18 protein-coding genes are annotated in these 17,941 nt (G+C 49.1%); 10 read left to right on the top strand and 8 right to left on the bottom strand.

The genetic code is table 11. The annotated features are described in order from the left end of the window. Positions 1 to 81: 81 nt before the first annotated feature. Positions 82 to 774: a DNA repair protein RecO gene (gene recO, locus ACYVK4_RS30490; RefSeq protein ID WP_461131371.1), complete on the bottom strand. Its 693-nt coding sequence runs from the start codon at positions 772 to 774 to the stop codon at positions 82 to 84. An 88-nt stretch (positions 775 to 862) separates the two neighbouring features. Here recO and ACYVK4_RS30485 point away from each other — a divergent pair, with 88 nt between their 5' ends. Then, the gene (locus tag ACYVK4_RS30485; protein WP_461131370.1) at positions 863 to 1,699 is read left to right on the top strand and encodes a fumarylacetoacetate hydrolase family protein; all 837 of its coding nucleotides are present in this window, start codon (positions 863 to 865) and stop codon (positions 1,697 to 1,699) included. A gap of 91 nt (positions 1,700 to 1,790) precedes the next feature. Here the strand turns inward: ACYVK4_RS30485 and ACYVK4_RS30480 are convergent, their stop codons facing one another. Next, positions 1,791 to 2,927: a 5-(carboxyamino)imidazole ribonucleotide synthase gene (locus ACYVK4_RS30480; RefSeq protein WP_461131369.1), complete on the bottom strand. Its 1,137-nt coding sequence runs from the start codon at positions 2,925 to 2,927 to the stop codon at positions 1,791 to 1,793. A gap of 87 nt (positions 2,928 to 3,014) precedes the next feature. After that, positions 3,015 to 3,713 carry a head GIN domain-containing protein gene (locus ACYVK4_RS30475; RefSeq protein ID WP_461131368.1) on the bottom strand — a complete coding sequence of 233 codons (699 nt, stop codon included), beginning with the start codon at positions 3,711 to 3,713 and terminating at the stop codon, positions 3,015 to 3,017. A 287-nt stretch (positions 3,714 to 4,000) separates the two neighbouring features. On the opposite strand from ACYVK4_RS30475, the gene ACYVK4_RS30470 reads away from it, so the two are divergent. Further along, positions 4,001 to 4,687, top strand: coding sequence for an ABC transporter ATP-binding protein (locus ACYVK4_RS30470; RefSeq protein ID WP_461131367.1), 687 nt, complete (start codon positions 4,001 to 4,003; stop codon positions 4,685 to 4,687). Here the strand turns inward: ACYVK4_RS30470 and ACYVK4_RS30465 are convergent. Continuing rightward, the gene (locus ACYVK4_RS30465) at positions 4,664 to 5,497 is read right to left on the bottom strand and encodes an aminotransferase class IV (protein ID WP_461131366.1); all 834 of its coding nucleotides are present in this window, start codon (positions 5,495 to 5,497) and stop codon (positions 4,664 to 4,666) included. The genes ACYVK4_RS30470 and ACYVK4_RS30465 overlap by 24 nt on opposite strands. A 75-nt stretch (positions 5,498 to 5,572) precedes the next feature. On the opposite strand from ACYVK4_RS30465, the gene ACYVK4_RS30460 reads away from it, so the two are divergent. Both ACYVK4_RS30460 and ACYVK4_RS30455 read left to right on the top strand, forming a co-directional pair. Continuing rightward, positions 5,573 to 7,072: a TolC family protein gene (locus ACYVK4_RS30460; protein WP_461131365.1), complete on the top strand. Its 1,500-nt coding sequence runs from the start codon at positions 5,573 to 5,575 to the stop codon at positions 7,070 to 7,072. A 72-nt stretch (positions 7,073 to 7,144) separates the two neighbouring features. After that, a complete protein-coding gene (locus tag ACYVK4_RS30455; protein ID WP_461131364.1) occupies positions 7,145 to 8,560 on the top strand; it encodes an efflux RND transporter periplasmic adaptor subunit in 1,416 nt (471 codons plus the stop codon). A 53-nt stretch (positions 8,561 to 8,613) separates the two neighbouring features. Here ACYVK4_RS30455 and ACYVK4_RS30450 read toward each other — a convergent pair whose 3' ends face one another. The 3 genes from ACYVK4_RS30450 to ACYVK4_RS30440 form a co-directional block, all read right to left on the bottom strand. Next, the gene (locus tag ACYVK4_RS30450) at positions 8,614 to 9,243 is read right to left on the bottom strand and encodes a transposase (RefSeq protein ID WP_461131363.1); all 630 of its coding nucleotides are present in this window, start codon (positions 9,241 to 9,243) and stop codon (positions 8,614 to 8,616) included. Positions 9,244 to 9,714: 471 nt separating this feature from the next. After that, entirely contained in the window at positions 9,715 to 10,947 is a 1,233-nt protein-coding gene (locus ACYVK4_RS30445) for a hypothetical protein (RefSeq protein ID WP_461131362.1), read from the bottom strand. Between the two features lie 3 nt (positions 10,948 to 10,950). Continuing rightward, positions 10,951 to 13,410: a DUF2339 domain-containing protein gene (locus ACYVK4_RS30440; protein WP_461131361.1), complete on the bottom strand. Its 2,460-nt coding sequence runs from the start codon at positions 13,408 to 13,410 to the stop codon at positions 10,951 to 10,953. Between the two features lie 184 nt (positions 13,411 to 13,594). Here ACYVK4_RS30440 and ACYVK4_RS30435 point away from each other — a divergent pair, with 184 nt between their 5' ends. After that, positions 13,595 to 14,599 (top strand): NAD(P)H-dependent glycerol-3-phosphate dehydrogenase, encoded by a 1,005-nt coding sequence (locus ACYVK4_RS30435; protein WP_461131360.1) that lies wholly within the window; start codon positions 13,595 to 13,597, stop codon positions 14,597 to 14,599. A 105-nt stretch (positions 14,600 to 14,704) separates the two neighbouring features. Here ACYVK4_RS30435 and ACYVK4_RS30430 read toward each other — a convergent pair whose 3' ends face one another. Next, positions 14,705 to 14,896: a hypothetical protein gene (locus tag ACYVK4_RS30430; protein ID WP_461131359.1), complete on the bottom strand. Its 192-nt coding sequence runs from the start codon at positions 14,894 to 14,896 to the stop codon at positions 14,705 to 14,707. Between the two features lie 141 nt (positions 14,897 to 15,037). Between ACYVK4_RS30430 and ACYVK4_RS30425 the strand changes: the two genes are divergently transcribed. The 5 genes from ACYVK4_RS30425 to ACYVK4_RS30405 all read left to right on the top strand — a co-directional run bounded on the left by ACYVK4_RS30425 (position 15,038) and on the right by ACYVK4_RS30405 (position 17,908). Continuing rightward, on the top strand, positions 15,038 to 15,625 hold the full coding sequence (locus tag ACYVK4_RS30425; protein ID WP_461131358.1) for an RNA polymerase sigma factor: 588 nt from the start codon (positions 15,038 to 15,040) through the stop codon (positions 15,623 to 15,625). A 67-nt stretch (positions 15,626 to 15,692) separates the two neighbouring features. Next, on the top strand, positions 15,693 to 16,706 hold the full coding sequence (locus ACYVK4_RS30420) for a S1C family serine protease (protein WP_461131357.1): 1,014 nt from the start codon (positions 15,693 to 15,695) through the stop codon (positions 16,704 to 16,706). A gap of 105 nt (positions 16,707 to 16,811) precedes the next feature. Continuing rightward, the gene (locus ACYVK4_RS30415; protein ID WP_461131356.1) at positions 16,812 to 17,093 is read left to right on the top strand and encodes a hypothetical protein; all 282 of its coding nucleotides are present in this window, start codon (positions 16,812 to 16,814) and stop codon (positions 17,091 to 17,093) included. Between the two features lie 139 nt (positions 17,094 to 17,232). After that, on the top strand, positions 17,233 to 17,481 hold the full coding sequence (locus ACYVK4_RS30410; protein ID WP_461131355.1) for a MoaD/ThiS family protein: 249 nt from the start codon (positions 17,233 to 17,235) through the stop codon (positions 17,479 to 17,481). Positions 17,482 to 17,497: 16 nt separating this feature from the next. Continuing rightward, on the top strand, positions 17,498 to 17,908 hold the full coding sequence (locus tag ACYVK4_RS30405; protein ID WP_461131354.1) for a molybdenum cofactor biosynthesis protein MoaE: 411 nt from the start codon (positions 17,498 to 17,500) through the stop codon (positions 17,906 to 17,908). Positions 17,909 to 17,941: the final 33 nt, after the last annotated feature.

Below are 17,941 nucleotides of genomic sequence, written 5' to 3'. Positions count from 1 at the left end.
CGTACCTACGGGCTTTAGCCCGTGTTTTTGATATATAAATCATACGAGAAATACGGGCTTAAGCCCGTAGGTACGTCATCCTCACCCCAACACTTCCCGCAACACCGGCAGTGACTTAACCTCGCCCAACGAATCAATGTGAATGTGGTAGTAGGTGACCAGCGCATCGGCCAGTTCATTGCGGGCTGAGCGACTTAGTTTTATGGGCGTGCCAAAGGGCAGGCGAAGCATAATATTGAGAGCGGTGTCCATTTCCTCATCGGGTAGAAAAGGATAGGCGTTTTCGCGAAGTTGATTTTCCAGTTCACGGGCGTTTTCCGGTCCAAAACCCAGAAAGAACGAAAGCTTGAGCAGGAAAGTAAGGTGAAAGTTTTCGTAGTTCGCCTTGGCTTCTTCCAGAAACAGCACCGCATCGACCAGAAACCGAAACAGGATCGGGCTGCCCGCTTCTTCTTTCAGGACCTTATTCAGCATCTCCGTCACGAACATAGCAATGGTCGATTTGCCCACCTCAAACGGCAGACTCTGAAAGGGATAGCTCGTTTTAACTTCCGAGAGCCGGGTCAGATCGCGGTCGGGTTTAAAATAAACCACCATATCCAGCAAGGTCAAAGGCTGAAAAAGAGCAATCCGGTTATTTTTGCTTTTGGCCGTTCGTACACTGTTAACAATGTAGCTTTGCAGGCCGAATTCCTCGGTATATACGCGGGCAATAATGGAGGTTTCGCGGTAACGAATGTAGCTCAGGGCAATACCCCGTGTTTTTTGCAGCATCTCAAATTCACAGTAAACTATCTAATATAACACCTTTTACTGACAAATCGGTCTGTTTGTTGGCCAAATCCTGCTTAGTTCGTCGTCTATGAAACTTTACAAAACCCGTACCGGTATCGTCGTTGAATCGCAACAACAATTTTATTCCATTCCCGTCGATAATTGGGATGAATTGATCAACCGGGATGATCTACACGAATTTTTAAATACCCTGACTGCGGTGGCCGAGCCGTCGGACGAAAACCGGGCGGCTACGACATCCGGGCTGCTGGCCCCCATTGGTCGGCAGGAAGTTTGGGCATCAGGCGTTACTTACCTGAGAAGCCGTGATGCACGGATGGAAGAATCCAAAAAATCGGGTGGTGATAATTTCTATGACCGCGTGTACGATGCCGAACGCCCTGAACTCTTCTTCAAGTCAACCCCCGAGCGGGTGGTCAATCCCGGCGATAATGTCCGGATCCGGGCTGACTCGACCTGGAACGTACCCGAACCGGAGCTGACGCTCTTCATCACTTCGTCGGGTAAGATTGTGGCTTATACCTGCGGCAATGATATGAGTTCGCGGAGTATTGAAGGTGAGAATCCGCTCTATTTACCTCAGGCCAAAAGTTACGATGGTGCCGCGGCCCTTGGTCCATGCCTCTACGTGCCCGAAGCCCCTATTTCGCCCGACACGCAGATCAGACTGGAAATTATTCGAGATGAGCAGGCTGCATTTACCAACAGCATTGCCATCAATCAGATGAAGCGGCAGCATACGGAGTTAGTCTCGTTCCTCTACCGCGAATGCTCCTTCGCCTATGGTTGCTTCCTGATGACCGGCACTGGCATTGTCCCCCCCGATACGTTTACGCTTCGTTCGGGCGATGTGGTCAGAATAACGATCGATGAGATTGGCACGTTGGAAAACGTAGTGGCGTAAGATTAGCTTTTACCGCAAAGACGCAAGGGGTATTGCAAAGCGCGCTAAGTTTTTCTTTGCGTTCTTCGCGATACCCCTTGCGTCTTTGCGTTTAAGAAATTACTCGGATTCCTTTTTGTACCACGGCTACTTTTTCCCGTAAAGCTTCCAGCGAATCGTCCATGACGGTTACGTGGCCCATCTTACGGAAGGGTTTGGTAATGGCTTTCCCGTAAAAGAAGGGGAACACCCCCGGCATGGCCAGCAGCGTTTCGAGCCCTTCGTAAACCGCAGGTCCGGTATGGCCATCTTCGCCCAGTAGATTTACCATGGCGGCTGGCTGATAAGCGGATGTATCGCCCAGGGGGTAGTTCAGAATCGCCCGCCAGTGCTGTTCAAACTGCGAGGTCACGTTGGCACGCATAGTATGGTGACCGCTGTTGTGCGGGCGGGGGGCTACTTCATTAATCAGCACATTGCCCTGTTTATCCAAAAAAAGCTCAACCGCTAACAGACCAACAATACCAAACGCTTCGGTAGTGCGCCGGGCAATGTCCTGCGCCTGCTGGTTGATGGCGTCCGGAATCTCGGCTGGCGCAAACAAATACTCGACCAGATTCAGCTCGGGATGAAAAACCATCTCGACCGTTGGAAATGTCTGCATCTCACCCCGCTCATTCCGGGCTACGATAACGGCCAACTCCTTCTCGAAGTCAACCGCTTTTTCGAGCACACCCGGAGCGTCGAAAGCTTTCCCGACATCGGCAACGGTCGCAATCCGCTGCACTCCACGGCCATCGTATCCATCGCGGCCAAGCTTATGAAACGCTGGTAAAAAATCAGGGTTGTGAATTTCCAGCAACGCCACATCGGCCCGGTTTTCTGTCAGGATAAAATCGGCTGTGGGGAGGTTATGATCGCGGTAAAACTGTTTCTGAAGCCGTTTGTCCTGAATAATACGGATAACCGACGGCTGAGGGAACACTTTTTTGCCCTCGCGTTCGAGTGCCTCGAGGGCTTCGACATTAACCCGTTCTATTTCAATGGTCAACACGTCAACCGCCTGGCCAAACTGATAAACGGTATCATAGTCGGTCAGGGAGCCTTGCGTAAACTGGGTGCAAAGATGGCGACAGGGTGCTTCGGCATCGGCATCGAGTATATGAACGCGGAGGTTCCAGTCAATGGACGCTTGTAACAGCATCAGGCCAAGCTGACCTCCGCCGAGAATACCAATTGTAGGAATCAAAACAGTGAAAGAATGAAAGAGTGAAAGAGCGAAATCGTGCACAAAGTTACCGTTTCGCTCTTTCGCTCTTTCACTGTTTCGCTCTTTTTAATTTCTCCGCGTAATATCCGACCCGCCCGATTTACTGCTGGACAGCACTTTGGCTGAGCCGGAGTAATAAATATCCGACCCGCCGGAAGCTTTCATGGTCAGCTCTTTGCTGGCATTGACATACACGTCGGAGCCGCCGGATGAGTTGGCATTGCAGATTTGAACGGTCAGTCGGCGGGCATCAAGGTCGGAGCCCCCCGAACCACTGGCGTTGAGTGTCCGGGCTGATCCCTGTAAAATCGCATCGGCCCCGCCCGAGGCCGACACGTTCAGTTCGTTGGCCTTGAGGTCTAGTTTCACGTCGGAGCCGCCGGAGGCTTCCAGGTTCAGGTCATCAAACGTCAGTGTGCCCTGACCAAACACATCGGAGCCGCCCCCGGCCTGAAGGTTGTTGAGCTGCTTGAAGGTCAGATAGGCTTTGACGGAGTTACTCTTGCCAATGTTCCAGCCTAGTCCCTTTCTGTCGATGTACAGTTCCAGAACACCATTTTTAACGCGCGAAACTACCTGATCTTCGTCAAGACCTTTTACCTCAAGGGTTAATCTTTCTGAATTACCCTGAGCCAAGTAGAGGTCGATACCGCTGGATACACTTACGCCCGTAAAGCCGGAAACCGTCCGGTCTTTTTTCCAGTCGATGTTGGGGATAGTCAAGCCCGTTGTGAGAAGGAAAACGAGTAAAGCGATTGCTTTCATTGTGAGGATGGTTTTAGATTTATAACAGGATGAGTAAAAAAGGAAATTCGTTGCATGGATAACCGAAAAAGGTGTCCGTTTTCAACGGTATCTTTGTCCGTATGCGGACGATGTTAGTGGTAATCTGTGAGCAAGTTCTTGCTAATGAAAGACTTGTAATTCTGGCACGGCGCTTGACCAGTAAGCGGAAAGAACTTGACCCAAAAGTAATTACCGCCTAAAAAATTAAGTGTCATTCATAGCGAATGATATTAATATACATAAGAACCTTTTCAAAGTAACCGATTATGATTCAACTTAACAACGTTTCCAAGTACTACCCAGCGGGCTTTGGCCGGGTGTATGTGTTGCGAAACATTTCGCTCGATATTGCTAAAGGAGAGTTTGTGTCTATTATGGGGCCTTCGGGCTCCGGGAAGTCCACGTTGCTGCATATTCTGGGATTGCTGGAAGAACCTTCGGAAGGCGAATATCTGCTGGATGATCACCCGGTACAGAAACTGTCCGAAAAAAGGCGTACGGAACTGCACCGGACACAGATCGGCTTTGTGTTTCAGGCTTATCATCTGATCGATGAACTGACGGTGTATGAAAACATTGAAACGCCCCTGCTTTACAAAGGCCTGGGTGGTTCGGAGCGCAAAAGCCGCGTGGCCGAACTGCTCGACCGGTTCAACATCGTTGCCCGCAAAGACTTGTTTCCGGCCCAGTTATCGGGAGGTCAGCAGCAGCTGGTAGGTATTGCCAGAGCACTGGCGGCTTATCCGTCGGTTATTTTTGCCGATGAGCCAACCGGCAACCTGCATTCCGACCAGGCCCGTGACATCATGGAGATTTTCCGGGAGCTGAATCAGAAAGACGGCGTGACCATTGTGCAGGTAACTCACTCGGAAACGAACGCCGAATATGGTTCCCGCATCATACGCCTAAAAGATGGCTGGCTGGAGCCCTCAGCGGTGAAGGTGGCTGAATAATAAGGCAAGCTGTTGCTTTACTTTCACTGAAGGATATATGACGCTTTGGTCTACCTGATTCAGCCATTGAATACCCATCACATTAGCGCAGAAAACGGCTTCGGCTTTCAGGAGAACATCGGGTTTGTAGAGACCTTCCTTAATAGTTATGCCATGGTTTAAGGCCAGTCGTAGTAATTGCTGCCGGACAATGCCGTTGATGCATCCCGTTTGAAGGGAAGGGGTAAACAGTGTCTGGTTGATGTACCAGAACAGACTAGAGGCCAGGCACTCGGCCAGGTGCCCGTGGGTATCGAGCAGTATGACATCGTCTAAGTTGTGCTGGTTTTTATAGATACCGGCCAGCACATAAGGGAGGGCGTTGAGGGTCTTGAACGCCGAAACAGGGGAGGGCGACAGACGAAAATCATCGTAAACGGCTGTCCGCGCTTTGTCGGTTATTGAAAATGAATGGCCCGGCCGTACCGTGATCAGCATATGTGCCTGGTTAGTGGCAGGCGTATATAAGCCACCGGATTGACGCCAGACCTGAAGCTTGATGCGGGTGGATTGGTCAGTCAGTTCATTAGCTTCCAGAAGATGTAAAATAACCTCTTCCAGAGTCTCGGTTATGAAGTCATCCGGAAAGGCTAATTGCATGGCTGACATACCCGCCGAAAGCCGGGAGAAGTGGTCATGCCAGAACCAGATTCGGTTCGATTCGTATCGAATCGTCTCAAAAAGGCCGTCGCCATACTGAAAGGCACGGTCGTTTTCTGATAGGCGAAAATCGCTTTCAGGAAGTATATCCGAATTATAAACCAGAAACATGCTTAGTTTGCGCCGTTTATCCCAAAACGATAGCCGCGCCGAAGGTAAGTTTGTAACATTGAACCATCAAATAGAATGTGTATGCAAGTGGCGTGGAAACAGATAGGAGTTGTAGCAGCTCTGGTATTAACGACGAATGTGTCGGCAACATACGCACAGAGTGCTGTTTCGGCCGTATCGCCCGGAAGTGGTCAAACAGCCGCGACCAGACTAAATTTACAGCAGTGTATCGAAATTGCTCAACAAAATAATATTCAGATACGACAGGGGCGTTTGACAATCGCAAATAGCGATCTGCAATTGCGGCAATCCCGATTAAATCAATTACCAACCGCCGTATTTCAGGGCAATCAGTCCATAAATGGCGGCCGTAGTATCAACCCGCAATCCAACGAATTCGTCCAGCAAACCATTAACTCCAGCAGCTTCCAGCTAAATACATCGGCTACGCTCTACAATGGTGGTGTGCTTCGAAGTACGATCAAGCAAAACGAAGTAGCCCTTCAGGCAGGTCAGCAGGAGTTGACAGCTACTCAGAATAATGTCTCGCTGACCGTAGCCCAGAACTACCTGAACGTATTGACCGGTACTGAGCAACTGGCCGTTGCCCAACGCCAGGCTGATGTAACACGGGCGCAACTGGAGCGGACGCAGCGTTTGGTCACTGCCGGATCAGCGCCAGAGGGGAACCTGTATGAACTGCGGGCAACACTGGCCAGCAATGAAGTAGATATTGTTACGGCGCAAAATACCCTCGATCTGGCTAAGGTCGCGCTGTTGCAAGCCATGAACGTGCCTATTAATCAGGATTTCGATGTTGAACAGATTAGTGTGCCTGACCCGGGGTTAGATCCTTACACGGCAACCGTACAACAACTGTATGATGTTGCCTCCACAAATCTGCCGGAAGTAAAAGGGGCTGACCTGCGTGTGAAAAGTGCTACCTTGGGCGTGCAGGTAGCTAAAGGAGGCTTATATCCAACCTTGTCGCTGAATGGAAATTTGAGCACAATTTATTCCAGTGCCGCCAGTACAGCGGTACCGAATGGTCAATCTACCCCGCAAACAATTGGGTTTATCACAGACCCCGTAACCGGCACTCAAATTCCAATCACTACATCCGTGCCGGGGTATGACAGAAGCGGGATTTCATACGGTAATCAATTAAGTAATAACTTTAGCCAGTCGGTTTCATTATTTCTACGCGTACCCATTTTTCAGGGTAATTTGTCGCGTAACCGAATTACAACGGCCAAAATTCAGCAGCAAAATGCCGAATTGACCGCACTGAATACCCGCCTGACGTTGCGCCAGCAGATTGAAACGGCCTATACCCAGGTGAGAGCCGGAGCCAATCGCTACCGGGCTACGCAGGCGCAGGTGGCTTCGTTGGAACGAGCCTTTCAGATGGCCGAAAGCCGTTTGAATGCCGGTGCCATTAACGCTACGGATTATAGCATAGCCAAAACGAACCTTGACCGTGCTCGGGCAAGTCTGGTACAGGCCAAGTACGATTATGTGTTTCGGATCAAAATTTTAGATTATTATCAGAATAAACCGCTTAGTTTTAATTAAGTTAGTGAATTAGTGAATGGGTGAACAACCAGGATAAACTCATTCATTTACTCGTTCACTAATTCCCTAATCATGAAGAAGAAGTCAAGTCGAATTTGGTGGATTTTGGGTGGACTGCTTGTCCTGCTCGTAGGAGGATTAGTTGCCGCGAAACAGGCGGGTATGTTGGGCAAGCCGAAATCAACGGAAGTGGATTTCGCGTCGGTCAAACGGCTCGATATTACCGAACGCGTGAGTGCATCGGGGCGTGTTCAGCCCCAGGTAGAAGTAAAAATAAGCCCCGACGTGTCAGGGGAAATTATCGGTCTGTACGTCAACGAAGGTGATCCCGTAAAAGCTGGTCAGCTTCTTTGCCGCATTCGGCCTGATAACTACGAGTCATTACTGGCGCGGGCGCGGGCGGCCGTCAATCAGAGTCGGGCTCAGTTAGAGCAATCGAAAGCATCGGTGGCTCAGTCGAACGCACGATTGATACGAGCCAAAGCGGACTATGAGCGTAATCGCAAACTCTTTGCCGATAAAGTTGTATCGGCAGCTGATCTGGAAACCAGTGAAGCTAACTTCAATGTCGCCAAGCAGGAGGTAGAAGCCGCTAATGCTAATGTCAGAGCGGCTCAATTCAATATCCAGAGTGCCGAAGCCAGCCTACGTGATGCCAATGAGAATCTGCGTAAAACAACCATCTATTGCCCCGTAAATGGCACGGTATCCAAACTGAACATCGAGTTAGGTGAGCGCGTAGTGGGTACTTCGCAGATGGCCGGTACGGAAATCATGCGGATTGCGAACCTGCAAAACATGGAAGTACGGGTCAATGTGAACGAAAATGACATTGTGCGCGTCAACCTGGGCGACACGGCCGATATTGAAGTTGACTCTTATACGACTAGCGGACGGAAATTTAAAGGCGTTGTCTATGAGATTGCCAACACTGCCAACGGTCTAACCAGTTCGTCGGGCGCGGCTGCTTCGATATCGTCTGACGCCGTTACGGAGTTTGAGATAAAAATTAAGATTCTTAACAACTCATACGCCGACTTACTGGCCGAAAAAGACAAAAAAGGGTACCCCTTCAAGCCCGGTATGACGGCATCCGTCGAGATCATCACCGACCGGAAAGCGGGCGTATTGGCCGTGCCGATTGCCGCTGTAACTACCCGCGCTGCCGATTCCAGTGCCATCGACACGGCAGAAGTCAAAGACAGATCGAGTGGTACGGTTGATGAGAAACCAGCCGATGTCGTCGAGAAGAAAGATAAGCCCAAAGAGATCGTTTTCGTAAACGTAGGGGGCAAGGCCGTTCAGCGGGAAGTGAAAACGGGCATTAGCGACTTCGAAAATATAGAAATTCTATCGGGCCTAAAACCCGGCGAGGAGATCATTTCGGGCCCATTCATCGCCGTCTCGAAGAAGCTCAAGAACGGGGAACTGGTCATCAAGCGCGACCCGAACAAGAATAAAAAGAAGGAGGAAGAGAAGAGCGAGTAGCCGTGTACTCAAACCTATAAGGTTTCAAAAACCTTATAGATTTGGGGATTGGTTCATTGACCGAACTCCCAATCCTCACCAGGGGGAAGAGTACAAATCTGTTTGTGAAAGGCGATGAAGGGTTCAATGCCACCAAACCAGTCCAGCACCGTATTTCGCTCTAAACGAGTTGGTTTATTACTGGTGATAGAATGGAGTGATGAATAAGCCCACTCGCTGGCGTTGCGACAAAAACCATGATGTACGGGATTTCGATGAACATATGCCAGCAATGTTGTAAAGTAATCTTCAGACTCAATGGGCTTTCGCCGAAGGAAATCAAGAAATAGAGCCCCTTTCCTATTAAAACGACGGTTGAATGACTTCGCATAACTGTTACAGAAATTGCTGAACTGCTGCATCACAAATGACGAGTAATCCAGTGGCATTATTGTTTTTGGGCGTTGCTTGGCAAGGTAATTATGATACTGTAATAATTCATTCTCCTCTCTAATCTGTACGACCAAGTGAAAATGATTCGGCATCAGGCAATACGCGTATGTTCGGGCTATTGGGAAAATATAGTGCCCGTACCGTTCAAGAAAATATAGATAATTTGTTGCTTGCCGAAACAAATTTTCATCACCAACAGCATGATTGAAAATATGGTAGTATTGGCCGGGGAGCAAAGGTTCGTTGTACATTGGTACGATAGATAAACCTGCGATGTTTGTTTACCATTAGACTCAGTAGAAATCAAATCGTCTCAACATAGAGCTAAATAAACCTATAAGGTTTTTGAAACCTTATAGGTTTGGGGAAACATCCAAATACTCCTTCGTCAGCCGCTCCATTTCGTCGGCGAAGCCCCAGCCAAAATCGGCCGTTTGGTGGCGAATGCACTGACAACGGGTCGAAAAGTGCTCTTTTAGTAGTATTTATTTATCAGCTTGAGCGCGTCTTCGTACGCTTTTTAGGGCCAAGAATAGAAGGCTTCGTTAATGTCGCCGTAGGTCGTAGTGAACGCCACGGCTTGTTTTACCGGAATAGTAACGCAGTTGTTTGGGATCGCCCAACTCTATCTTAAAGAACGGTCAAACGTCCTTAAACCGCTTTCCCAGTTTCAGCACCTCCTCTACTAGTTTGTCGTGGGAGAAGTGGGCATGGTGGGAGCCTCAGACCTTTGCTTTTCCCATTTCTTTAATCATCCGATACGACATCGCCCCCAACACGACGAGGACCAATCCTAACGCAAGCCAGATAATCCGGCTATCCGCGAAAACAGATGACGGCGCTTCATCAGTTGTGCGGACTGAATTGACGACTCCCACCTGAAGAATTGGGGAATTAGCCGATAAGGCAGCATTGAAGGCTGTTTGGTCATAACTCGGTGCCATCGAGTTCTCCGCTGAGAAACGAAGCTGGTAGTTTGTATGAGCCGTCAGGTTTGCCAATAGATAGGTGGTTAGTTGATACCCCCGAACACGACTGATGGGTAATGGCTTATTATCGTCGTTGGTAATGATCAAATAAAGATCGTTCGCCTTTAGGCCGGGCAGATCAACTATTGTGCTGTCTGGTGAACTAAGTTCCAGCGAGCGTATCGGTTCAAACCACGTATCTATGCGTCCACGTTTTCGTTTGCGTGTGCGTAACTGACTGATGGTAGCGCGACGTCGGTATGGCGTAGGGGCGTTTATGAAAATGGTCAGGCGGTCCAGTCGGGCATCGTCTGGTTGAGTTAAACGGATATAGGTATTTCTGTCATTACTGTCGCGCTGTGAGATCGACAGGTTGGAAATCGACGTGTACCTGCCCACCGATGCTTTGGATGTAAAATAGCCGACCCGGAGAATGTTCAGGGGTGTGTTCAATGAGTCGTTTATGTCGAGCCGGTAGTATTCGTAGTCACTCAATGGGAAATTGATGGTCTGGCTGTCGGTTGTTTTTAGGTTATCCTGTGAAGGTTTCAGCCATATATCGTCGTCGATGGCATACCAGTTCTGAGCATCGGCGCTGCCGCTGAGTTTGGCTTTCCGGGCTGCATTGGTGTTCTTACTGAGTATAGTCAGTGAGCGAATTGGAGCCTTAACCCGGTTTCGGATCACCAGCGTTGTAGATACGTTTGGTTTAGAAACCCTGGTAACGATCTCGTAATCGGCAAAGGACACCGAACGGCCGGGTGTTTCCCGAATGAGCTTGTAGGGTATTTCCTGCTGGTGATCGTCATACAGACGAATGTCGGTCAGGCTTGGGTTCAGTCGGCCCAACACCGCCGGTGGAAGCAGAATCCGGTAAAACCCCGACTGTTGAGCGTGATCAATAGCAGCCTTGTACTGAAATGACTGGGCCTGGCCAACTCGCGTGGATAGTAAGCCCACTATCGTCAAAAAAGTGAATAAACGCATGAATCAGGCGATAGGTGTGGTTTCGTCATTCAGAAGTATCAGCCGTTTGATGCGCTGATACATAAACGAAATGATAAGCAACAGCGCACCGAGCGAAATGAACGCGGCAATACGTCCCCCTTCCGAAATACCCCGGAGGTCGTAGAAAAATAATTTGAACAGTGTCAGGGCAAACAGGCTCAGCGACATAATTCGGAATTGCCGGTTTCGACGACTTAGACCCACATACATGAATATAAAGGCACAAATACCCCACAGGATGGGAAGTCCTACTTTGTTCGTTTGTTCGAAGACGGCGTAGTACCGATCAGCTACGGCTTGCTTTTGCCAGGGCAATGTGGGCAGGCTGTCACCCGCAAAACTAAAGTAAGCGACATGGGTAAATAGCTCCGAACTAGCCGTGTAAACCAAGACAAAGCCAAGAAACCACGGCCATATCTTATGGGCAAGCGGGGGGACTGGCTCCAGAAATGGTTTAACTTTTGGCAGTAAAACCAACAAGCCAATCAGAAAGAACAGGCTCAGGTAGTGGACCGGAAAGCCAATTTTGCTGAGTTCGTTCCCTTGAAAATAACTACTCAGCAAATTAGGAACAGCCGGTGCGAACATCAGCACATAAAAAAACAGGATGATCAGGCAGGCGATGGTAGCCTGTAGCATCCACGAACGTACCGCATAACGTCGGGTGATAAACAGGGCAACAGCACCTAAAAAAAGATGGTATGTGCCGAGGAAAATGGTTCGATTAGGGCCAAAGCCATACGCAAGGCTAGCCTGATAATCCAGTTCCAAAAGACCACCAAAGTAAATGACAAGAACGGTTAAATACCCAATGAGCTGTTGGTAAGCCGCCACGCTCAACGGACCTATCCAGAACTGAAAGGGCGTTGGCTGACTGCGTAGCAGCCGATTGGTTAAGACTAAACTGACAATAGCGACCAAACTGGTTATAAAGGCTTTGTTAAGAAGGATGGGTAAAGCGAGTGGGGCAGGCACCGAGGTATTGAAATACAGTTGTGCCCAGTCCATGGTTAAACTGATTAGCATGAGCCCCATGACGAGCACTGCCGCACTAGCAAGTAGGGTTAACCCGGATCGCTGGGCCAGCCACAAGAGCAAAACGGCCTCCAGCGCCCAGAACATGGTGATAAAGTTGCCATCCAGTTGTACCGGAACGGTCAGACTAACGAACGTAATGACCAACCCGATCAGTAAATAGATTAAGGTTCGGTCGACAGATTGGCGTCGATAAAGCAACGTGGCGATGCCAAAATTCATGCCGGCGATGGCTGCCGTAAACAACCCCTGGTAGGCTCCTTTATCCACATTGGCCAGGATAGCCATACCCGCTGCGTAATAAAAAGCGGTATTACTTAGCAGCAGACTGATTTCAATAGCCGAGAATTTAGCCTGATTTTTAAGATTATAGATCAGGTTCATCACCATAAATACAACGTAAAATGAGGTAGCAAAAAGCAGGGCGCCGGTATAAGGCGCCTGTTTAACTCCGACTACCTCCGAACTTAACCAGCCGCCAAACAATAGGACGGTGAAGCCATATGCCACCCAGTGCACGATGTTCCACTTTTTGAAATAGGCCAGTACCAGCATACCGCCATCCAAAATAAGTATGTAGCTAAACAGAACAATATAGTTGCCCTGCCCGGTACTGACCATTAATGGTGTTGCGAAACCCCCAATGAGTGACATAACTGCCAACGCAGAACGGTTATACGCAATGGCCAGCAGAACCGAAAAACCCGTGATGATGACCATTACTATGAAGGCCACTGTCTGGCTAAAAATCTTGTAATCAGAAAAAGCAATGGCAATGGTGAAGTAAAGAACGGAAAGGCCACCCGCCACCAACACCGAACTAAAGGCATTGAATGTATTCCGAAGACGGTGCGCTAAGCCAATTAGGAGGCCACCCGCCAGAATACCGATCATGACCCGGCCAATTTCGTTGATCCACTGCTGGTCGATGGCAAATTTGACAAAGTAGCCGATACCCGCCACCAGAATAGCGATACCGATTTTGTTGATGAGATTTTCACCGATAAACTTCTCCAGGTCGGGATTCTCCAGGAGGAACCGCTGGATAAAAGAAGGTTTTGGCGGCTCTGGCACTACCGCTTGTGGAGCCGCCTGCGTCATCATAACCAGTTCGGGTTCCGGGGTTATGTCAACGGGGACAACGGTTTCAGGTATAAGCTCAGCAACAGAAGTGGGGATCTCTTCGGGAATAACAATTGCTGGCGACTCAGCTGGTGGCGTTATAGGCGCTTGCACGATAGGCGCCAATACCTCTTTCGAATTGAATTCTTCCCTAAAGGCAAGCAGCTCAGTGCGTAGCTGATTGATAACGGTGTGCTGTACGCCAATAGCGTCTCGTATGGCACCAAAACGGTTGTTGGCAATAATGGCCAGGATGAGTAAAATGACCAGTAAGAAAATCTCCATGGCGGGTATAAGTGTCAGGTAGTCAGAAGGGTTATCGAGGAGTAAGCGCTAAATATGCAAAAAAAGAATACCATTGGAGGAAAACACTTTTTGAGAGGTAAGACAACTTAGCATTCGGTAAGTACCAGTGATAGGGAAGTCTTCTAAACTTGTCATACATCGGCTTTCTTCCTTACTTTACCCCATGAAAGTAACTCAACCCATTCGACTCACCATGGTAGGTGGAGGCAGTTGGGCCACCGCTCTCGTTAAGATTCTCTCCGAAAATAACGTCAGTGTTAAATGGTGGCTTCGCAAAACGTCTGACGCCGATCATATTAAAAAATTTGGACACAACCCAAGCTACCTGAGCGACGTACAGATCAATACCCGAAAGGTGAAGGTCTGTACCAAAATTCGGGATTCATTCAAAGACAGCGATTACATTATTCTGGCCGTTCCGGCGGCTTTTGTCAGTGACGCGCTAACGGGACTCAAATCAGCACATTTTGAAGGAAAAACGGTGGTGTCGGCCATCAAGGGCATGATTCCGGGGGCTAATCAGTTAGTGACCGACTGGGTAAGCGAGCAGTATGGGGTTCCCGTAGATCGGATGTCGGTCATTGCCGGGCCGTGTCATGCTGAGGAAGTAGCTCTTGAAAAACACTCCTATTTGACCATTGCTTCCCAAAACGCTTTGTGTGCGCAGGAAGTGGCTTCCCTGCTCCGGTGTCGTTTCGTGCAGACAACGGCCGTCGATGATATTTATGGGATCGAGTACAGTGCCGTGATGAAAAACATTATCGCGCTGGCCAGTGGCATTACCCGTGGCCTGGGGTATGGCGACAATTTTCAGGCAGTGCTGGTGTCAAACGCCATGCAGGAGATCAAACGATTTGTCGATGCCGTATATCCCAAACATCGGGATTTAAGCGGGTCGGCTTACCTGGGTGATTTATTGGTAACGGCTTATTCACCCTTCAGCCGCAACCGAACATTTGGTACGCTCATTGGCCGGGGCTACACCATTCAGTCGGCACAGGCCGAAATGAACATGATTGCCGAGGGATACTATGCTGTGAAAAGTATCTATGAGATCAATCGGAAGTATGCCGTGAATATGCCGATCACCAACGCGGTGTATAATATTCTGTACGAAAAAGCCGCCCCTACGGGTGAAATGAATCTGCTGAAGGAATTGTTGATGTAATATCGATAGGGTGTAAAAAATAAAAGCCCTCTGACGAATCAGGGGGCTTTCAAACGTTTATAGCGGTGTCGGTAAGATGTACCGGCAGTTGTGCCTTAGCAAATATTACTTCGCGCTATCAGCAGACATCGTCGAAGCAGAATCCGTAGCCATCGTCGAGTCCGTAGCCATCGTCGAAGCGGAATCCGCCGTCGTGGTTGTGGTCGTTTCGGTGGTTTCGGTCTTCTTCGAGCTGCAAGACGTAGCCAGGGCGATCATAGCCATGAAAAAGAAGGCGGATTTCGTGATTGCTTTCATATTTTTGGGGATGTTTTTGTTTAGTGATTAATAATTAATGTCACTGTTAATACGGTATAGAGAGAAAGGTAACCCAACTTTTTTTTATTTTTTTTTGGGTTACGTCTTAGCCGTTTCTGTATTAAGTAATGACTCAACTCAATGAAGGAAAGTAGGTCGCCCATATTGACTGATGAAGAGTTGCTGATGGGTTTGGCCAATGGCTCCGACGACGCATTGACGCAATTATATCGTCGGTACTTCCCAATGGTGCTTCACTTTGTGACCAGCAATAGCGGTAATGAAGACGATGCCAAGGATATTTATCAGGAAGCCCTGATTGTCTTATATGAGAAAGTAAGGACTGGCTCGCTGGAACTTCACTGTCAGCTGAAAACCTACCTCTATTCGGTTGGTCGACGGTTGTGGCTGAAGCAGTTAGCACACAAAGGCCGTTACATGGTGCGCGATGTAGAACGGCCCGTTACCGACGAATTCGTTGCCGGGCAACTGGACGAAGATGTAACCGACCACGAAGAGCGAGACCGTCAGTTTACTTTAATGGCCGACTCGCTCGATCGACTTGGCGAACCCTGCCGCACCCTGCTGGACGATTTTTATATCCAGCATTTGAGCATGCAGGACATCACCGAAAAGTTTGGCTATACCAACGCCGACAATGCCAAAACGCAGAAGTACAAGTGCCTGATGCGGTTGAAGCGGCTGTTCTTTTCGGAATATAAATCATAGTGCCAACTCTCCAGAGTTGGTTTTGTCGTCAAGTATCCACCGACGCTGGAGAGTCGGTATTACTAAAATGGAAACGAACGAAGAACGAGATATCGAAAATGCCCTTCGGGCTTATGGCGAACGAATCCGGTTCAAAGAGCGGTTAGCCGCTGTTGAGGCACGTACCGATATGGACGTTATGCGTCAGCATGCCGAGGCATACCGCTTGGCCCCAACGGGTCAGATTCGGTCGCTCTGGCAAATGTACCGGACTACGCTGGCCGTAGCTGCATCGGCCGCGATCATCACCACGTTCGGCTCTATTTTTCTGTATCGGTCCTACCAGCAGAGCCACCAGCAAGAGCAGCAATATCGTCAGCTAAGCAAGGAAATTCAGGCTGTTAAATCGTCGCAGCGTCAGTTGCTGAATGACTACAATGGTCGGGGGAGGGGTTTAAGCGCCAATCCGGCACAGGTAGCCGGCTCGGGCTTTCTGCTCACGGGCGATGGCTATATGGTTACCAACAACCACATTGTACGCGAAGCTGATTCCGTATACGTCCAGAGTGCTAAAGGGGAAGTGTATAAAGCGCGTGTCGTTTATACCGATAAGGCGCACGATTTAGCCTTTCTGCAATTGTGCGATGATAATGCTTTCAGGACTATGCCGTCCGTTCCATATGGTTTCGAATCCCGTCCCTCCGATTTAGGCGAACGAGTCTATACACTGGGTTATCCCCGCGAAGAAATCGTTTATGGCGAAGGGTATCTCAGTTCCGGTACAGGCTTTCGGGGTGATTCGACCGCTTATCAGGTGGCCATTGGCGTGAACCCCGGAAACTCAGGTGGGCCGCTGCTGGATGAAAAAGGGAATGTTATTGGTATTATTAGCGGTAAGCAGACGACCTCTGAGGGCGTTAGTTTTGCGGTGAAAACAAATTACATTCTCGAAGCACTCAATAATATTCCAACCGATTCGCTCAAAGGGCAGCCACTCCGCCTGAATAAACGAAATACGCTGGCACACCTGCCCCGCAAACAGCAGATCAAGCGCATGCAGGATTACGTGTATCAGGTAAAAGTGTTTAAGCACAAAGATTAGCTGGCCAGGATCCGTTTTCGTCAGATGGCGGGTATAAAACCAATGAAGGAATAAACATTTCAGTAGGTTGTCGAGTTATTTCGTGCAGAAATCAACTCAACAATTATGAAAAAGATAATGATGCTGGCGACTGCTTTGCTTTTCTCCGTCGCCCTTGTATCTGCTCAGGATACGAAACAAAATGCCAAAGAAACAGCCCATCAGGCTAAAGAAACAACGAAGGCCGCTGGCCGGAAAGTAGGCCGCGAAGCCGATAAGGCGGGGGATAAAATCTCGACTGCCGCTAAAAATACAAAAGAAGACGTTAAAGACGGAACCAATAAAGCCCTCAACAAAGCAGATCGCAAAATGAAGAAGGCTGAACGGAAAATGGACAATTCGAAGTAAGTACCTGTCCAGTGAATAAAAGCGGTGTCACTTTCATCAGGAAGTGACACCGCTTTTTGTTGAGGGCTGGCGAACTTGAATAGCAGCTTACGGCGTTCTTTCGCTAAATTGCTCACTTTATCGTGTATTGTACCTGTTTATGAATTCGTCTGTTTCGGTGCTTTTATTTGGAATCACCCGCGACTTAACCGGTCAGTCGGCCGTATCTGTCCCACTCACGGAAGGAGCCAGCGTAGGTGATTTGCTCAGCCAGTTGCACGCATCCTACCCGGCCCTGGCGGGCATTCGTTCCTTGTTGGTTGCTGTGAATGGCGAATATGCCGAACCCGAGCAGTTGCTCACTCACCGCGATGAAATTGCCCTTATCCCACCGGTGAGCGGAGGTTAACTTTTGCCTATATCCTATGATTGCCCTTACTTCAGATCCTATTGACGTTTCTGCCGCTCTCCAGTTCCTCCAGTCGGAACAGGCTGGTGCAATTGATTTTTTTCTTGGCGTTGTTCGGGATAACACCCAGGAGCGCTCCGTCGACCGGCTCGAATACGAAGCCTATGACCGCATGGCCATCAGCGAAATGCAGAAAATAGCGGATGATGCTCAACAGCAGTGGCCTATTCTTCGCTACACAATCATCCACCGCAAGGGGACTCTGCAAATTGGTGATATTGCCGTATTGATTGGCGTATCTACGCCCCACCGGGCTGCCGCCTTTGAAGCCTGTCGTTACATCATTGACACCATCAAACAAACGGTACCCATCTGGAAAAAAGAAGTCTTCACGGATGGAGAGTCCTGGGTGAATGCCCATCCTTGAGGGCAGTATCAGAAGATAGCATTAGGAGTGAGG

The sequence above is a fragment of the Spirosoma aerophilum genome, assembly GCF_054782495.1.
This window is presented reverse-complemented; position numbering and strand designations above follow the sequence as displayed.

Excerpts from the sequence above, each read along its gene's own strand:
- recO (WP_461131371.1), bottom strand. The coding sequence starts at position 774 with ATGCTGCAAAAAACACGGGGTATTGCCCTGAGCTACATTCGTTACCGC.
- ACYVK4_RS30485 (WP_461131370.1), top strand. The coding sequence starts at position 863 with ATGAAACTTTACAAAACCCGTACCGGTATCGTCGTTGAATCGCAACAA.
- ACYVK4_RS30475 (WP_461131368.1), bottom strand. The coding sequence starts at position 3,713 with ATGAAAGCAATCGCTTTACTCGTTTTCCTTCTCACAACGGGCTTGACT.
- ACYVK4_RS30470 (WP_461131367.1), top strand. The coding sequence starts at position 4,001 with ATGATTCAACTTAACAACGTTTCCAAGTACTACCCAGCGGGCTTTGGC.
- ACYVK4_RS30465 (WP_461131366.1), bottom strand. The coding sequence starts at position 5,497 with ATGTTTCTGGTTTATAATTCGGATATACTTCCTGAAAGCGATTTTCGC.
- ACYVK4_RS30460 (WP_461131365.1), top strand. The coding sequence starts at position 5,573 with ATGTGTATGCAAGTGGCGTGGAAACAGATAGGAGTTGTAGCAGCTCTG.
- ACYVK4_RS30455 (WP_461131364.1), top strand. The coding sequence starts at position 7,145 with ATGAAGAAGAAGTCAAGTCGAATTTGGTGGATTTTGGGTGGACTGCTT.
- ACYVK4_RS30450 (WP_461131363.1), bottom strand. The coding sequence starts at position 9,243 with ATGTACAACGAACCTTTGCTCCCCGGCCAATACTACCATATTTTCAAT.
- ACYVK4_RS30445 (WP_461131362.1), bottom strand. The coding sequence starts at position 10,947 with ATGCGTTTATTCACTTTTTTGACGATAGTGGGCTTACTATCCACGCGA.
- ACYVK4_RS30440 (WP_461131361.1), bottom strand. The coding sequence starts at position 13,410 with ATGGAGATTTTCTTACTGGTCATTTTACTCATCCTGGCCATTATTGCC.
- ACYVK4_RS30435 (WP_461131360.1), top strand. The coding sequence starts at position 13,595 with ATGAAAGTAACTCAACCCATTCGACTCACCATGGTAGGTGGAGGCAGT.
- ACYVK4_RS30430 (WP_461131359.1), bottom strand. The coding sequence starts at position 14,896 with ATGAAAGCAATCACGAAATCCGCCTTCTTTTTCATGGCTATGATCGCC.
- ACYVK4_RS30425 (WP_461131358.1), top strand. The coding sequence starts at position 15,038 with ATGAAGGAAAGTAGGTCGCCCATATTGACTGATGAAGAGTTGCTGATG.
- ACYVK4_RS30420 (WP_461131357.1), top strand. The coding sequence starts at position 15,693 with ATGGAAACGAACGAAGAACGAGATATCGAAAATGCCCTTCGGGCTTAT.
- ACYVK4_RS30415 (WP_461131356.1), top strand. The coding sequence starts at position 16,812 with ATGAAAAAGATAATGATGCTGGCGACTGCTTTGCTTTTCTCCGTCGCC.
- ACYVK4_RS30410 (WP_461131355.1), top strand. The coding sequence starts at position 17,233 with ATGAATTCGTCTGTTTCGGTGCTTTTATTTGGAATCACCCGCGACTTA.
- ACYVK4_RS30405 (WP_461131354.1), top strand. The coding sequence starts at position 17,498 with ATGATTGCCCTTACTTCAGATCCTATTGACGTTTCTGCCGCTCTCCAG.